This is a genomic window from uncultured Sphingomonas sp. (assembly GCF_964244265.1).
In the GTDB taxonomy this organism is placed as follows: Bacteria; Pseudomonadota; Alphaproteobacteria; order Sphingomonadales; family Sphingomonadaceae; genus Sphingomonas.
The window spans coordinates 98,211-113,099 of sequence record NZ_CAXTHV010000003.1; the positions used below are offsets into that span (position 1 = coordinate 98,211).

Annotated in this window: 15 protein-coding genes; 6 read left to right on the forward strand and 9 right to left on the reverse strand. The window is 65.2% G+C overall.

The window, feature by feature from the left end:
* Positions 1-33: 33 nt before the first annotated feature.
* Together ACFE7K_RS02170 and ACFE7K_RS02175 are read right to left on the reverse strand one after the other, a co-directional pair.
* Positions 34-1,425, reverse strand: a complete 1,392-nt coding sequence (locus tag ACFE7K_RS02170) for an O-antigen ligase family protein (protein ID WP_375396510.1) — start codon at positions 1,423-1,425, stop codon at positions 34-36.
* A gap of 251 nt (positions 1,426-1,676) precedes the next feature.
* Complete coding sequence (locus ACFE7K_RS02175; RefSeq protein ID WP_375396511.1) at positions 1,677-2,663, reverse strand: glycosyltransferase family 2 protein; 987 nt, start codon at positions 2,661-2,663, stop codon at positions 1,677-1,679.
* Between the two features lie 138 nt (positions 2,664-2,801).
* On the opposite strand from ACFE7K_RS02175, the gene ACFE7K_RS02180 reads away from it, so the two are divergent.
* Together ACFE7K_RS02180 and ACFE7K_RS02185 are read left to right on the forward strand one after the other, a co-directional pair.
* The gene (locus ACFE7K_RS02180; RefSeq protein WP_375396512.1) at positions 2,802-3,842 is read left to right on the forward strand and encodes a hypothetical protein; all 1,041 of its coding nucleotides are present in this window, start codon (positions 2,802-2,804) and stop codon (positions 3,840-3,842) included.
* A gap of 210 nt (positions 3,843-4,052) precedes the next feature.
* Entirely contained in the window at positions 4,053-4,643 is a 591-nt protein-coding gene (locus ACFE7K_RS02185) for a polysaccharide biosynthesis/export family protein (protein WP_375396513.1), read from the forward strand.
* 60 nt (positions 4,644-4,703) lie between these two features.
* Here the strand turns inward: ACFE7K_RS02185 and ACFE7K_RS02190 are convergent, their stop codons facing one another.
* Positions 4,704-5,570: a peptidyl-prolyl cis-trans isomerase gene (locus ACFE7K_RS02190; protein WP_375396514.1), complete on the reverse strand. Its 867-nt coding sequence runs from the start codon at positions 5,568-5,570 to the stop codon at positions 4,704-4,706.
* Between the two features lie 295 nt (positions 5,571-5,865).
* Here ACFE7K_RS02190 and ACFE7K_RS02195 point away from each other — a divergent pair, with 295 nt between their 5' ends.
* A complete protein-coding gene (locus tag ACFE7K_RS02195; RefSeq protein WP_375396515.1) occupies positions 5,866-6,687 on the forward strand; it encodes a hypothetical protein in 822 nt (273 codons plus the stop codon).
* A gap of 42 nt (positions 6,688-6,729) precedes the next feature.
* Entirely contained in the window at positions 6,730-7,227 is a 498-nt protein-coding gene (locus tag ACFE7K_RS02200; protein WP_375396516.1) for a TIGR02281 family clan AA aspartic protease, read from the forward strand.
* Here ACFE7K_RS02200 and ACFE7K_RS02205 read toward each other — a convergent pair.
* On the reverse strand, positions 7,199-7,882 hold the full coding sequence (locus ACFE7K_RS02205; protein ID WP_375396517.1) for a PEPxxWA-CTERM sorting domain-containing protein: 684 nt from the start codon (positions 7,880-7,882) through the stop codon (positions 7,199-7,201). The two genes, ACFE7K_RS02200 and ACFE7K_RS02205, sit on opposite strands and share 29 nt — an antisense overlap.
* A 149-nt stretch (positions 7,883-8,031) precedes the next feature.
* Here ACFE7K_RS02205 and ACFE7K_RS02210 point away from each other — a divergent pair, with 149 nt between their 5' ends.
* A complete protein-coding gene (locus tag ACFE7K_RS02210) occupies positions 8,032-8,706 on the forward strand; it encodes a hypothetical protein (RefSeq protein ID WP_375396518.1) in 675 nt (224 codons plus the stop codon).
* Between the two features lie 4 nt (positions 8,707-8,710).
* On the opposite strand, the gene ACFE7K_RS02215 is transcribed toward ACFE7K_RS02210, so the two are convergent.
* From ACFE7K_RS02215 to ACFE7K_RS02235, 5 genes are all read right to left on the reverse strand, one after another.
* Entirely contained in the window at positions 8,711-9,964 is a 1,254-nt protein-coding gene (locus ACFE7K_RS02215) for a cell wall hydrolase (protein ID WP_375396519.1), read from the reverse strand.
* Positions 9,965-10,062: 98 nt separating this feature from the next.
* Positions 10,063-11,280 (reverse strand): SGNH/GDSL hydrolase family protein, encoded by a 1,218-nt coding sequence (locus ACFE7K_RS02220; protein ID WP_375396520.1) that lies wholly within the window; start codon positions 11,278-11,280, stop codon positions 10,063-10,065.
* Entirely contained in the window at positions 11,280-11,549 is a 270-nt protein-coding gene (locus ACFE7K_RS02225; RefSeq protein WP_375396521.1) for a hypothetical protein, read from the reverse strand. Before ACFE7K_RS02225 ends, ACFE7K_RS02220 begins: the two co-directional genes overlap by 1 nt.
* Positions 11,550-11,657: 108 nt before the next feature.
* Positions 11,658-12,620 (reverse strand): glycosyltransferase family 2 protein, encoded by a 963-nt coding sequence (locus ACFE7K_RS02230; RefSeq protein WP_375396522.1) that lies wholly within the window; start codon positions 12,618-12,620, stop codon positions 11,658-11,660.
* Entirely contained in the window at positions 12,617-13,741 is a 1,125-nt protein-coding gene (locus ACFE7K_RS02235; protein ID WP_375396523.1) for a glycosyltransferase, read from the reverse strand. Before ACFE7K_RS02235 ends, ACFE7K_RS02230 begins: the two co-directional genes overlap by 4 nt.
* 131 nt (positions 13,742-13,872) lie before the next feature.
* Here ACFE7K_RS02235 and ACFE7K_RS02240 point away from each other — a divergent pair, with 131 nt between their 5' ends.
* A complete protein-coding gene (locus ACFE7K_RS02240) occupies positions 13,873-14,883 on the forward strand; it encodes a glycosyltransferase family 2 protein (RefSeq protein ID WP_375396524.1) in 1,011 nt (336 codons plus the stop codon).
* Positions 14,884-14,889 lie beyond the last annotated feature (6 nt).

Here is a 14,889-nt window from a genome sequence, read left to right on the forward strand (position 1 = left end):
ACTCATAACCATCTTCGCCACGCTTGAACAGATTCAATGCTGGCCGCGTAAGTGCGAAAGCTTGGCCCGCCCGCGCAACGACCAGACAGGCGTTTCGCGCGCGCGCGGGGATGGGCGATGGTCGGCGCCGAGGCCAAGCCGCAAACGATCACGCATCGACCGGGACGCGGTTCGCGGCGCAGGCGATACCGGAAAAGCGTACAGCACTGCCGCAAACCAGATTACGGTCGTCAGGCTGAACGGCGCGAACAGCCCATCCTCGACATAGCTGCGGACATAATTGACGGCCATCAACGCGACCAGGCAGGCCAGCGGGATGCTGGGCCGGACGATCTGGCGGATGATGGCGAGGACGGCCACGGCGACGCATGTCGCGATGAGCAGGTACATGCCGACCAATCCCAGATCGACGCGCATCTCGACAAACGCGTTATGGAAGTTGAACCCCGAGCGGTTGGCGATGCCGCCCCATCGCCACAGGCCCTCGGCATCGACATTGCCCTGCCGCCAGAACGCGCCGAACCCATGACCGAGATACGGTCGCTCAGCGGACAAGCGGGCGGCGAATTCCCAGAGGTAGGTCCGCCCCGTCAGGGTAGCGTCCTTGTTGAGGACGTTGACGCGGAAATCGGTAACCGCCTCGGTGATCTCCTTCAGGAAGAAACTGGAGATAATCACCAGCAGCAAGGTGAAGGCGATCAGGCCGATCCGCACCGGAAGCTTGAACGCACCCAGGACTGCCAGCGGGGGAAATACGATCATGCTCAGCGCGATCGATGACGTCGTGCCGCCGGACTGCGACAGCCAGGCCAGCAAGAGCGCAAAGGGGATCGACGCCATAGCGATTATCCTGCCAGGCGCCAGTTGGCGACGGTCGATGAGCACCGCGGCCGACAGGATAAACAGCATGTAGCCGACGAGGCCGACCTGGTTCTTGCTGCCCATGCCGGCGACGAGCGCCTGTTTGGTGGCCAAAGCCGATGGGATATAGGGAATGGTTTTAAGCGCGTAGATCAGAATCGCTGTGAACAGCGTCAATATCATCCATTCCGCCCTGGCGTTGCGACACACCAGGATGCCGGCGATCACGGTCAGCGTCATCTCCAGGGCGGCGCGCATTGACGTCTCCGGCGCGTCGGACCAGATCGTCGACAGGATCGCGAGCAACGGAAGGAGAAGGAGCGGCGAGAAAAGGACGAGCTGGCGTACGTTGAAGGCGGGACGATAGGCCGCCATCACGCCGGTCATGGCGATGAACAGCAAGACACCGAGTTGACCGATCAAGGGAACCGACGTCAACGAGAACAAGGCGATGCACGCGAGCAGTTCCGGCGACACCTCGAAGCGCCGCCTGACCGCCAGGTGCGTCATCGCCCGCGGCGCGTGCGAAAGCGTCCGCGCCTCCCGTGCAAATCCATCTCTCATTATCGTCGAACTCTCCTACACCGATGGCAAAGTAGCCTGTGCCGGATGGCCGTCGATCGGCTCCATTGTCATCGACCCGGATCCTGCGTCAGGGAAGACTGCGGCCGGGCACCACCTTTACTACCGCCAATTACGTCGTCAGGCATTGAGATAGCGTTGAAACACCGGCGCCTTGAAATGTTGCAGTGCGGCATTTGGGCATTCTTACTATAAGCAGGCTGGCTTGATAACCCCGCAATCCACGCCGCAACTCAGCGTCGGACCATCGCCGCCGCACCGCGAACCGCGTTGCGTAATGTCAGCACGATATTGGCCACTGGTTGCGCCACGCCATAGCCCAACCGCCGATAAAGGCGGTTCTGGATGCCATGGTGGGGAATACGGAAGGATGGTGCCAGCCGACGGAGCCAGTCGACCGCATCGTGCCCCTCGCGCCGACTGCGGGCGGCAATCCGCAGAGCAAGCGGCCAGACGTTGTTAGCCATCGCCGCGCGCCGCCGGTCGGTCAGTTCGCCGTCGGCATCGAGCAGCGCGGCGATCTTCTTCCACATCTCCAGCTCCTGCCAATTTGTCACGATCAGCGTCGATCCCGGCTGGAACTGGATGCGGCCCCTGTCGTGGTGACGGTGGACCAGCGTAGGGCGGCGCCACGTCGCCACGCGGGGCCCCCTCAGCGCGCATTCGAGGACAAACATGCGGTCGTCTCTGAACCGATATTCGGGGCGGTGGCGGATGCCGGCCAGGAAGTCGCGACGAAACAGATAGGCCGAGTAATGCGAGCTGTCGCATTCACCGAGCTGCTGCGCAAGGAAATCGCCGCAATCGATCCAATCATGCAGTTCCTCCCGTCCGCCGTCCTCATATCGCGCCACATAACCCGCGACGCAGATATCGGGCTGTTCGGCCAGGGCATGCGCCAGTTGCGCGCGAGCTGCATCGGGGATCAGCAGGTCGTCCGAATCGAGAAACCGGACATAGCACCCGCGTGCCGCCTCGAACCCGGCATTTGCCGCCGCAGGCTTGCCCCAATTGGCCTGGCGGATCGCGCGGAGCCCGGGCTGCGTCGCCAGCCATTCCCAGGTGCCGTCAGTGCTGCCGTCATCGACGACGATGATCTCGGTGCCCGTGTCGCGCGGGCACGAGGCGATCGCGTCCGGCAGGCTCCATAGCCTATTGTATGTCGGTATGATGATCGAGGCATCCACAATCATCTTCCCCGGATGCAGTCGTTGCGGCATCGGACTAGCCGTTTACTCTTGAATTCACATCGGAAATTGCGAAGCAAAGCAATACCATCGCTCGAAAAGGGACGGGACGAAGCGGCCGCCCCAGCCTGACTTCTTGCGCTGTTAGTTCGTTGAGGCAATAGCGTGCACATGCATGCTGACCCAAATCTGGCGCCGTCTGTCCTGACGGTATGCATCGCCGAAAACCGTGACACGTGCGAGCCCGCTCTGCGCATCCTGGTCGCCAGCCTTGCCAGGGAATGCCCCGGCCTACCGGCCATATTGTTCTGCCCCAATGCGACGGAGGCATTCGCGCGCTGGCTGACCCGGTTCGAAACTGTGACGCTGAACCCTTGCGCGCTGGACGGGACGTGGACCAAATATGATGTCAAGCCGGTCGCGCTGCTGACCGCGCTACGGCTTACCGGCGACTCGGTACTCTGGATCGATTCGGACATTCTGATTGCGCGCGATTTTCGCCCGACGCTTGGATCGCTTCCCCCCGACATGCTGGCGGTCACCGAGGAAGCGCTGGCTGGCGGCCATGCCGACCCCGATGGCCAACGGGCGCGGCAATGGGGTATGCCAGTGGGCCGGACGTTGCCGTTCACCGCCAATACGGGCGTCATCAGGGTGACGCCGGCGCACCGCGCGCTGCTGGAGGCATGGCACGACCTGCTCCAGAGCGACGTCTACCGCGCGGCGCAGGACCGACCGTGGTACGAGCGGCCCGACCATCTTGCCGGGGACCAGGAGGTGCTGACCGCCCTGCTGGCGAGCCGACCGTTTGCCGACATCCCGATCCGATTCCTGCGGCGTGGACCCGACATCGTGCAGTTCTTCGGGACCGCGGGCTATACCCTGGGCGAGCGGCTTCACCATTTGCGCCGCGGCCTGCCCTATTTCATCCATTCGCAGGGCTTTCGCCCCTGGTGGCCGACACCCCGGCCGACCAGCGGCATGGCGGCCCGCTTTGCGTGGCTCTACAACGCGCTGTCGCCTTACACCACGCTCGCCAGGAACTATGCGGGAGCGCTGGAAGACGATTCTTGGCTGAAACCACCCAGCCGGGCGGCCCGGTTGTTCGGTCACCGCAAGGCACCGCTGGCGGGTCTCCCGCTGGCTATTATCGCCGACCTGAAGCGGATGCCCAAGATGATTACCATGCGTTTCAAGCGGTCACCGAGCTAAAGATATAGCTAACTGGCTTGCATTAAAGCTTTCGGGGGGAAGCAGGAGCTGCGGTAAATCATTCAGCGACAATTTTGGCATAATGCTGTCAAAGCCGCCGGCGGTCTGACGCTCACGGCGGTCTGATCCGCCCGGCAGACCGGGCAACTTGCCGCCGAACGCGACAGCAGCTATTTCGGCCGGCAGTCGAGGAGCGAAGGATTGGGCACGATGACGAGCAATCGACGCGTAAAGGGACTGACGCTGGCCATGACGCTGATGCTGGCCAATGCCGCCTGCGCGGCATCAATGCCGCAAACGGCACCGGCCACCGCCGCCACGGCGTCTAACCAGGATGACGAATATACGCTGGCCCCCGGCGACAAGATCCACGTCATCGTGTTCGGTGAGGAAACCCTGACCGGCGACTATGTCCTTACCAGCGGCGGCAATCTGTCCTTCCCGCTGGTCGGCAATCTGCGCGCGACGGACAAGACCGTCGAGCAATTGCAGGTCGCGCTCGCCACGGCGCTGGGCGATGGTTATGTCAATAATCCGCGCGTCAGCATCCAGGTAATATCCTTCCGGCCGTTCTACATCCTGGGTGAGGTCAATCGGCCCGGCGAATATCCGGTCTCGACCGGGCTGACGATGCAGCAGGCAGTCGCCTCCGCCGGCGGCTACACCTATCGCGCCAACGTCCGGCGCATCTACCTGAAGCGCGCGAACGAAACCGAGGAGCGGCTTATCGACCTGCGGGACGGCAAGACCTTCGTCATCCACGCCGGCGATACGATTCGGGTCGGCGAACGCCACTTCTGAACAATGCCGTAGGGTGAGGGCCGTGGGGGTGAAGCGCCATGAGGCGCTCCACCCTCCGCATTACGGCGCCTTGGCTGGTTTGAACGCGGGATCGTACTGGATCGTGGCGTTCTTGCGCAGATCGGCCATCGCGGCGGCAAGCGTCTTCTGGAACTTTTCGCGTTGCAGCGCGGCCGACGCAGGTTGGGTCCATGTCGCCGGCGCGGTCGCGGCGGGAGTTTGGCCGGTGACAATGCTGAGGAACGTCACGCCCCCGGTCGAGATGTCGAAGACCTGACCGGCGGGCAGAGCCATCACCTGGCGGGCGACACCGGATTCAAGCGTTCCCGTGTCCATCCTAGCAACGCCGCGCGCGAATTTTACCCCGTCGGCCTTCAGCTTTGCCTCGACCGCATTCAGCGATCCAAGCTTTTCCAGGCCTCTGATCACGTCTGCGCTCGACGGAGAAGGAAAGCGGATCTGGTCGAGCGTCAGCACCTGGCGACCGGCGAACAACGCAGGGTTACCCCTGATGAACGCCTGCACATCGGCCGGCGACGGTCGGGTTTGCGGGCCCGCCAGCTTGCGGAGCGCCAGCGTCGCGAGCAACGATTGTTCGAGCTGGCGGCGGCGGCTCAGATATTCCGGTCCGCGGTCCAGTCCCTGCTTGCGCGCATATTCGGCAAGCAGGTTGCGCTCGATGACGCGGTCGAGGATCGCCGCTGCGAAGGTTTGAAGTTCCTGCCCGGGCGGTACGCCGGCGGCATCGGCCTCGGCGCGCAACTCCTGCTGGGTGATCTCCTCGGAATCGACCACCGCCACGACCTGGCCCCCAGGCTTTTTCTGGCAACCGCCAAGCAACGCCAGCGCCAGTGCGGAAACCGTGGTAATCTGCGCCGCCCTGCTCCGCGCGCTGCGGTCGCGTCCGTTTATGTACTTGATCGACATGGCTTCTACGCCGCTCCCCTGCTATGCTATCTGCGCCATTTAGCAGGTGGGTAATAACAATCGAGTAAATTTGCAGGCTCGCCTCGTACCTGACAGAGACCGGCATCCGTTATGAAGGATCCAGACCGGCGAAGTGCCGACAGGCGGTTGTAGGACAGCCGCTTGTAGGACATTGGTCTCGGAAGCGATGCTGGCGAGGAATGCCGGACGGGAAGAGGATCGGAAAAGCGGCATGGCGAGTCGAAGGCGGCAGCGGCGGAACACGCTCGCAAAGATAATCGGCTTCTCGTTGTGGATGGCGCTCGTTGCCCTGTTCCTGCTCTGGCAGACCATTTCCTATTGGGGGATCATGTCGCTGGTCGGCGAATGGCAGTTCAACGCATTCGGACGGCATTACCCGACGTTCAACTATGTCTTCCTCGTCTTCATCCTGTGCCTGCCGGGATATTTCGTGTTCCTGCGGCCGAGCAGGGTCACCGCTACGGACCGGCCAGAGGCAGCGGTCTTTCGATCGGCCCGCGCGTTCATGGTCGCGGTATTCGCGACGGCGATCGGGCTCGTACTGGCGGCGATCGTGATCCTCTTCGCCATGCTGCTGCTGCCTGGGAATACGGGCCCCATGCAGCGCATCGACCTGGCGAAGCCCGCAGTGACGCTCCCGCGTGATGGACCGACCCAGGTATCGGGCCTTGTGCTCTATGAACGTACCGCCGGCTTTGACGAGGATTTGATCCTGACCCGGCAGACCTATCGCTTCGCGCCGGTGGTGGGATCGCGCGGGGCGGCGAACGAATTGCAGATATTCGTCCAATTGCCCCCGGTCGACGAGGCGACCCGCGGTGGCCTGGTGTCGATAACGGGTATCCTGAAACGCGACGGGCTTCCCGGCGAGATCGTGCGGTTGTTCCGCTATGCCGGATTCCAGGTCGACAGACCGCATTACGTGCTGTTCGTCGACCCGGCGGCCATGCGCTGGCCCTACATCATGGCCCTCGTCCAGTTCGCGGTCGGCGCGGTCCTGGCACTTTGCGTCGGCTTGTTCCAGCGCCGGCGAGTGCGTCGCATCGACACGGTTGTCCACCAACGCCCGGAAGATGCGCGCACCGCCGCGACTTGAGCCTTTACCCTTGATTAAGCCGCGTCGGTATATCCGATGGTCATGTTCAGGTCGTTTTATGCCATACCGATCTTGATCTTGCTGGTGCCGGCAGCCGCGGTGCCGCAGACACTGATCGCCGATGTACCGGCGAGCACCGCACCAGCCTCAATCCGAAACGCCGATCCCGTCATCGCGCCGTCGAAGCGACCGACGGTCATCGATCAGGCCGACGACGGACTGTTCTATGTCGAAGCGAAAGTGAACGGCGCGATCGTGCAGTTCGTCGTCGATACCGGGTCCAGCGTCGTCGTCCTCAGCGGCCCGGACGCAGCCCGGGCCGGTGTCGCGCCGAGCAATGCCATCAATGCCGAGACCGCCGGCGGCGCGGCGCGCATGCAGCGTGCAACGATCGACCGGGTCGACTTTGCGGGCCAGACCCTGTCGGGGGTCGACGCAGCGATCGTCCGCAATGATTTGAAAGTATCGCTGATGGGCCAAAGCGCGCTTTCGCAGCTGGCGTCGGTAACGTTCAGGGGCACGCGGCTGGAACTGCAGTAATTTCGCTCGCCTCTTTGCGGCGTACCGGCGTTCCGATCCGGCGAAGCACCGCGCCTACGATCGCCAGACCAATGATCAGCATCAGCCAGGTGGCAGGTTCGGGAACCGCGGGCGCGATCGGCACCGTCGGCGTCGCGGTGACGGCCGGCGAGCTGGGAGCGGGGATCGGCGTCGCGGCGGCGACCAGGCCGGGAGCGGCGGGGCTGACCGACGGCGGCGTCAGTGCGGGAGGCGAAAAGGGAAAGGTGCCCCCGCCATCGACCGGCGCGCTGGCCGCAATCACCGTGGGGCCGCCGGTGCCGTCGGCAGGTGTCGCGTCAACCGCGGCAGGGGTGAACGGTGCGCCGGCGGCACCGCCCACGGCCGGCACATCGTCGATGATGCCGGGAGCCGCCGGCCGTCCCGGTGTCCGGGCAAAAAATGCCCGAGTTGGACGACCGCCGCCCAAATAATCGGTCGGCAGCCGCGTGATGCTGGAAAAATCGATCGCCGAAACATTCGCGCTGAACGCCTTGACGCCTCGTGAGTCGGTAACGAACAGCGCCCGCTCCTGGCGCGGTGCCGCTGCGAGAAGCAGGAACACAAGCGAAACCCCCAGCGTCATGAAATGCTGACGACGGTGATTGTTGACGTAGGTATCTTCAATGCTGGCCATGGGAACCTCTATCACACATTTAGCGCTAATACCAAGTTAAGCATGCCCCGGGCGGCCCGATCTAGGACGACGCGCCGGAAAAGGACTGCCGCCCTCAGCGACGGCGCAACCTTGCAAATGACTTGGTCATCCAGATAGGTAGTTGAATAATGCTAAGTTTTATCCGCATCGCTCGTCCGCTCGCCGCCTTCAGGATCGCGCCGCTCCTCTTCGCGGCCGGCGCGAGCGGCGGCTGCCAGGCGGATTCACGCCCCCGCGGCGATGCCGCCTTCATCAACGAATCGCTGCTCAAGGTGCTGACCGCCAACGGCAAGCGGATCTGCGTCGACCGCGGCACCCATGGCGAGCCGCTCGCCGTCTTCCGCGCGATGCTGCCCGCGCCGGACCCGGTGCGTCGCACGCTGTCGTGGAGCGCGCCGACGCCGCTGGAGGATGGGCGCGCAATCACCAATCGCGAGTTGTTCGATATCGAGCTGGGCGACGGGCAGGTAGTGCTGCGCGAACCCACGCAGAACGGCGCAAGACTGCCGTTCACCGCGCAGCTCCAGCTCAATGCGCTGGCGCGCGAAGGTTCCTACCAGCTTAGCGACTCGGGGCCAAGCGTCGCCAACAGTCCCGCCGCCCCGCTCGCCCAGGTTCGCTGGTGGCTGAGTAATCGCTTCGATTCGAGCTGTGGAGAGGTCTATACCTTCTCCAAGCCGATCGTGATGCGCGACATGGGCTTCGTGTCGGTCACGGCCGGTCACCGGGGCACCACTTATGCCTTTCGCAAGGACAACAATGCCTGGGCCCCGCTCGCCAAGTGGAGCACCTGGCTATACTGATCGACTAGATGGGAATCGGCCCCGTCGATGGCAGGCATTGCGCCTTGTTGGTCCGCGGCGTCTGCTGGCAGTTCCACAGCACCTTGTAGCTGCCGTCAGCGCCTTGCGAGAAATAGAAGCTCAACGCGGCTCGCGGCGTCGTCGCAAGCGGCAGCGCGTTGGCCATCGTCGTCGCGTCGCGCCAGCCGAGTACCAGGCAAGTCGTCTTGCCCTTGCACAAGGCGACGGCGGCGGTCGCGTAATTTCCGGGGAAGGCGTTGGCATCAACCTGGATGAAATACCGGTTCGAATCGGTCTGTTGGCCACGCACCACGGCACCGCGAAGCGACTTCTCGCGCACGCCCTCCACTACCAGAGCCGGCGGGACGGAGGCGGGCGGCGCCTTGGCGTCGGGCGGTAGGGTCGCATTGGGCAGGACGATCGCGCCCTCGGCCAGGCCGTGCGCCGGGGACAGCAGCGCCAGCGCGGCATAGCCCGGCTCGTCCGCGCCCGAGCCGCGGGTAAAGGCGGCACGCGTGCCCCAATATCCCTTCCAGCGATAAAAAAGGTGCAATCCGACCTGGACGATCTTGTCGTAATCGTCCGCCCAATAAGGGACGACGTAATTGGCATGGTAGAAGGTGGCGTAGCCGACCCTCGCATCGATGCTGCCGTCGAGCGCCGCGATCGCCAGCGTGCGCGACCGCAGCCACGCCTCGCCCGATGGTGAGCGGCGCGCCAAAGAGCCATCGCATGTGAAGGTGAATTGGCACCCCGTCGTCCGCTCGGCGCCCTGGAACACGACTGCGCAGACGCTGGTCGGAAAGGCGGGATGGCGGACGCGGTTGAGGATGACCTGCATGACAGCGCGCTCGCCGGTCGGATCATCGCCGGCTTCGTACCAGCCCGCGACCGCAAGACAGGTGATCGCCCGCTCACGATTTTCGGCGTTGCCGACAAAGCGATACGGCCGAGCGGGAACGATCGGTCCCGCGACGAACGCCTTTTGGGCGTTGAGCGTAAGCGCGGCGTCGGGCGACACCGGCATCAGCCGCTGATCCTCGATAGGGGGCGGGACCAGGGTGGTCGCCGTCGCCGACTCGCGCCGCGGCGGTGCGAAATGAGCGCTGATGAACGGCCAGGCGATGTTCACCGCCGCCGCCGCTATTGCCACGAGCATCGCCAGCGCGGTGACCAGCACCAGCCACCACAGCCTCGTGGACGGGCGCGATGTACGCGACGGGCCCGTCACGGGAGTATCAAGCAACAAAGCGGACATGGGGCGCCCCCTTAGTCGAACCGGTCGCCGATGTCACCTTGGCGTCGATGCCGCGAGCAACCAAAACGGCACAGTTCATCTCGATCGGCCGGTATCCGTCACGCCGCCATCGCCTGGATGCAGCGCCGGTAGACCTGGCCGATCTCGGCGTACATTTCCCCCCTGGGATGCACGAAACCGTCCGCCAGCCGGGATTGTACCGCAGCGAACGAGACGAAATAGCTGTACAGGTCCATGTACGCGATGCCGTTCGCCACCGCGAGTGCCGCCGCGGCATCGCGCAACCCGGTCTGCATTGCGAAAGCGGAGAAGCTGGAGCTTGCCGGGTGCGGCGAGACGAGCAGCACGTCGCCCGACAACTTCGCCTTTGCGACGATCGCCTGGAGGTTGGACGAATACGCGCTGGCCGACACGCCCTGGGAGCCGTCGTTCAGCCCCAGATTGATGACCGTGAGGTCCGGGGCGTCATACCCGAGCGCATCATTGTTGTAGAAAAGGTCGGGGCTGGAGGTATAGCCCTGGTCGGCCGACTTGGCGCCATTGACGGCATGGACCAGCATGTCGATCGCCCGCACCGCGCTGTCATAAGCGATGATCGAGCGCAGGATGGGCCGGTCGGTGGTATTGCTCGTCAGGCTGATCGTGTGCGTGCCCGCGCTCGCCGCGGTGACGATGGCCTTGCAGAAGCCAACTCCCGAAGTGCCGGCGACCAGGGTGTTCGCAGAGCCGGTCATCCCGCCGCTACGCACGATCGACGCCGGGGCAGCGCCGTCGATCAGCACCGTCATCACGGCCGGACTGGACAGGTTGAACAGCACCATTTCGAACGTGTCGACGGAAGTGGTAGCGGTGAACGTCAATGCGCCGGAGTTGGACCCAAGCAGCGCGCCTCCCGCAAAGCTGTAATCCGGATAGACGTTCCAGTTCGCCAGGACGACGCGGCCGTCATAAGCGGGCAGGCCGCATCCTCCCTCCTTGGTCATCCCGTTGTCGCCGACGAAGCCGTTGTCGAGCGCGGGAATGCCCCCGGTCGAGAGCTGGCCCGCAAGTGCCGCTGCCGGACGGAACGGCCGAGCGCCGGTATTGTCGGCAGCAAGATCGGAGCCGCCCGCGCCCGCGCTGGTACTGTCGCCCTTGAAGACGATCCGCCCGCGTCCCGTACCGCCCGCAACCCGCGCCAGCATCGCCTTGAGCGCGGGGTTGGTCGCCCCGTTCCGGACGAACCCCACCGGCGGCACGATCGGATCGGCAATCACCATCTGGAATCGATACCGTCGTCGCGCCGCAGACGCGATGCCCAGGCCAAAACCGGGCATCAGGCCAGCGCCACGATGTCGGAGGCGGTGGTGCCGGTCGCCCGCACGAACCTGGCGCGGACGTCCAGGATCTGTCCGCTGGCGACATTGCGGAACAGGACGTCTTCCGATCCGTCGATGCCCCGCACCATGACATGGCCGACAGTGCCGACATACAGCGCCTTGGGAATGACCGGCAGGGGGGCGACATCGTTCGGGGTGACGGCATAGGGTGCGCGCGCCGCCAGAGCGGCGCTGTCGAGCGTGTCCTGGAAGCGGTCGATGCTCATTTCATTCTCCCATCCTACGGCTTATCACGTCGGCACGACGCGATTGTTCCCTTTATGTTCTAATCGGGCGCGTGTAGGACAGGAAAATCTCGCCGGCGGTGGCCGGCGTCAGCGGCGCAGGATCATGCGCGTCAGGAAACCCAGTCCCCAGGCAAGGTGCATGATCATCGCGGGCACCCCGCTCAACAATGCGCAACCGCCTTGTCGCCGCCCGATGGCCGCGCCTCCGCCCAGGCACAGCAACGCCCAGGCTGACAACGGCACGGCAAAGATCGCATGGACCGGCGTCGCCAGCGCCAGCGCCGCCGCCGCGGGCACCGCCAGGGGCAGCATCTGGCGCAGCTTGGGTCGGGCGCGATGAAGTTGCAACGTCCGCGCGCGGCCCCTGCCATATTTCCAATATTGCCGCCACAAGGCACCCGGCGTCGATCGCGGGTAGTAGACCAATGCCAGCGATGGTTCGAGCCAGATGCGGCCACCCGCTGCCGTCATTCTGGCGTCGAGCTCTGCATCCTCGTTGGTCGGCATGTCCTCGCGATATCCGCCCGTCGACTCGAACAGCGCACGGTCGATCAGCGCGTGGTGGCCATGATCGACCAGCCCACCCCTGCCGACATGGCGATGCGCCGACCCGCCAGTGCCCAGCCGCGAATTCTGGGCGGTCGCCGCCGCGACCTGGAAGCAGGTTGTACCGCGGCTGACCATCGGCACCACCACCGACGTGACATGCTGCGCCTCGGCAGTGGCCAGCAGGCGATCGACATAGTCCGTCGGGTAATCGCAATGCGCGTCCATCCGCACCAGCCATCGCACCTCGGGCCCGCAACCGCGCACCGCCAGATTGACGCCCGCCGACTGGATCCGCGCGGGGTTCGGCAGGAGGCGAACACGCGGCTCCTCCGCGGCGAGCCGTTCAACGACGCCGCGGCTGTCGTCGGTGCTGCCGCCATCGGCGACGATGATCGGGATGCCGTCGGTGTCGGCCAGCTGCTGGCGAAGCAAGGCCGGGAGCACCGCCGCCTCGTTGAGGCAGGGGATGACGATGACGACGTCGGGTCGCGCCGCGCTCATCGCCCCGCCACCGCGTGCAACAGCGCGTCGCAATCAGCATGGTCGGCGATCAGGTCGGCGCGGGGGATTGCCTCGATCGCCCCGCGCATGACGGCATAGCCGGCGGGATCTAGGCGGTCGAACAGCGGGCCGAGTTGGGCGACCGGATCGCTGTCTTCCAGCAACAGCCCGGCATCATGCCCAGCCAGCCAGCGGCCGGTCTCGACCGACCGCAACGCGATCGGCACCGCACCAAAACTGCTCGCTTCGTACAGCCGGTTGGGCAGCAGCCAGCTCGAATTCAGGCCTTTTTCGAAATAGTCGATCGCCCAGGCGAAATGGCAGCGGCCGTATAATCCGGGCAGGTCCTGTGGCGAGAATGGACCGGCATAGCTGCAATGCGCCGCCGCCGCGACCTGGCCCGCAAAGTCGGCGAACACCGCCGGACTTGGCCGACCCGCGATCAGGACCTCCACCGCCCCGTCGGCCCTGCGCGCCAGCCCGGCCAGCATTTCGAACGTTTCGCGGCAGCGCAGATTGCCGAACCAGCCAATCGTCCATGGCGGGCCGGCCGCTACCCTCGCGGCCCGCACCGGGTCGCCGTCCAGCGCCAGCAGCTTGTTCTCGACCAGCAACGCCGGCGCGGTGAGCGGCCGACTGCTGAAATAGTCGCGGAGGAACGCCGGCGACGACACGATCAGCAGGTCGATCGAGCGCAACAGCCTGCCCTCCACCGCCTGGATCATTCGGGCAGGAAGCGATCGGCCGAGCAACGTGCGATGGATGTCGAGGCATTCATAGACCAGTCGCGCGCCGGGAACCGTCCGCCGCGCGCGCGCCGCCAGCGCCAGCGATTCGAGATTGCGGCCGATGACGATGTCGGCCCCCCTCGTCGCCGCGATCATCTTTGCCGGCCGCACCAGGTTCGCCAGCACCATATGCGCGCGCTGGGCCAGCCGGCCGTCGCCGGTGCGGCCAAGATCGACCACCGGCGCGCCGGCGATCGCTGCCGGTATCCGCTCGTCGCGCCGGAAGCCGAGGACGATGACCGCCGCCCCGGCGGCGCCCAGCATCGTCACGCGCCGCGCCACCGCGGGATCGTTCAGGTCATGGACGAAATAGGCAATCCGGCTGTTCTGCACGCTGTTCCCGGCCCGAATATGCTGCGCTGTCCAAATTGCATGCGACAACGGCAAGGGCTACTCCTTTCACGCCGAACCCATGATCGATTCGATAACGCGGTGGCGATTGCAGGCGGGAAGGGCACGGCCCGATGAATCGCTCGACGACGAACGGCGGCGCCCCCGTCTGCGTGATCATCGCCGCTTATAATGCCCAGGCGACCATCGGCCGCGCCATCTTGTCGGCCTTGTCCCAGGCCGAAGTCGCCGAGGTGATGGTGATCGACGACGCCTCCCCGGACGGCACCGCCGATCGGGCACGCAGCCTTGACGACGGCACCGGTCGGCTGACCGTCATGACCCTGGCCGCCAATGCCGGTCCCAGCGCGGCGCGCAACGTGGCGATCGCCAACAGCCGCGCGCCGTTGATCGCCATCCTCGACGCCGACGACTTTTTCCTGCCGGGCCGTTTCGCCGATCTGCTCGCCGTGCCCGGCTGGGACATGATCGCGGACAACATCGCCTTTGTCGGTGAAGGGCATGTCGATGGCATGGACATCGCCCGGATCGCGGCGCACCATGTTCCGTCCCGGACGCTGGACGCGGCGGCGTTCGTCGCCGGCTGCCTCAGCCGTCCCGGCCGCTACAAAGGCGAGCTCGGTTTTCTGAAGCCGCTACTCTCCCGCGCGTTCCTCGACAGGTACGGGCTGCGTTATGCCGAGCAGATGCGGCTGGCCGAGGATTATGACCTGTACGTTCGCGCGCTGATGGCGGGTGCGCGTTTCAGGCTGGCGGGCACGTGCGGCTATGTCGCGGTCGAGCGCGCGGGCTCGCTCAGCAGCGACCATGGCCTGCCCGACCTGGTCAGTTTCGAAACGGCGGTCGCCGCGCTGCTTGCCGCCGCCCCCGCTGAAGATTCGGCATTGCGCAACGCGCTTTCGCGTCATCTGGCGCAGACCGCGCGCAAGCGGCGACATCGCCAGCTGCTCGCGCGCAAGCATGAGGTCGGCCTGATCCGGGCGATCGGCGACGAAGCGCGCTCGCCGGCCAATGTCGCGCGCATGCTTACCGACGTCGCGCGTGACAAGCTCGGCGGGATACGACAAGCGCTGCTTCCGCGAACGCAACGCGAACCACCCGACCGCATCCGCTTCCTGCTATAGGGTCCG

What these genes read in the sequence shown, in the direction of transcription:
- ACFE7K_RS02170 (WP_375396510.1), bottom strand. Translation starts at nt 1,425, where the DNA reads ATGAGAGATGGATTTGCACGGGAGGCGCGGACGCTTTCGCACGCGCCG.
- ACFE7K_RS02175 (WP_375396511.1), bottom strand. Translation starts at nt 2,663, where the DNA reads ATGCCGCAACGACTGCATCCGGGGAAGATGATTGTGGATGCCTCGATC.
- ACFE7K_RS02180 (WP_375396512.1), top strand. Translation starts at nt 2,802, where the DNA reads ATGCATGCTGACCCAAATCTGGCGCCGTCTGTCCTGACGGTATGCATC.
- ACFE7K_RS02185 (WP_375396513.1), top strand. Translation starts at nt 4,053, where the DNA reads ATGACGAGCAATCGACGCGTAAAGGGACTGACGCTGGCCATGACGCTG.
- ACFE7K_RS02190 (WP_375396514.1), bottom strand. Translation starts at nt 5,570, where the DNA reads ATGTCGATCAAGTACATAAACGGACGCGACCGCAGCGCGCGGAGCAGG.
- ACFE7K_RS02195 (WP_375396515.1), top strand. Translation starts at nt 5,866, where the DNA reads ATGGCGCTCGTTGCCCTGTTCCTGCTCTGGCAGACCATTTCCTATTGG.
- ACFE7K_RS02200 (WP_375396516.1), top strand. Translation starts at nt 6,730, where the DNA reads ATGTTCAGGTCGTTTTATGCCATACCGATCTTGATCTTGCTGGTGCCG.
- ACFE7K_RS02205 (WP_375396517.1), bottom strand. Translation starts at nt 7,882, where the DNA reads ATGGCCAGCATTGAAGATACCTACGTCAACAATCACCGTCGTCAGCAT.
- ACFE7K_RS02210 (WP_375396518.1), top strand. Translation starts at nt 8,032, where the DNA reads ATGCTAAGTTTTATCCGCATCGCTCGTCCGCTCGCCGCCTTCAGGATC.
- ACFE7K_RS02215 (WP_375396519.1), bottom strand. Translation starts at nt 9,964, where the DNA reads ATGTCCGCTTTGTTGCTTGATACTCCCGTGACGGGCCCGTCGCGTACA.
- ACFE7K_RS02220 (WP_375396520.1), bottom strand. Translation starts at nt 11,280, where the DNA reads ATGCCCGGTTTTGGCCTGGGCATCGCGTCTGCGGCGCGACGACGGTAT.
- ACFE7K_RS02225 (WP_375396521.1), bottom strand. Translation starts at nt 11,549, where the DNA reads ATGAGCATCGACCGCTTCCAGGACACGCTCGACAGCGCCGCTCTGGCG.
- ACFE7K_RS02230 (WP_375396522.1), bottom strand. Translation starts at nt 12,620, where the DNA reads ATGAGCGCGGCGCGACCCGACGTCGTCATCGTCATCCCCTGCCTCAAC.
- ACFE7K_RS02240 (WP_375396524.1), top strand. Translation starts at nt 13,873, where the DNA reads ATGAATCGCTCGACGACGAACGGCGGCGCCCCCGTCTGCGTGATCATC.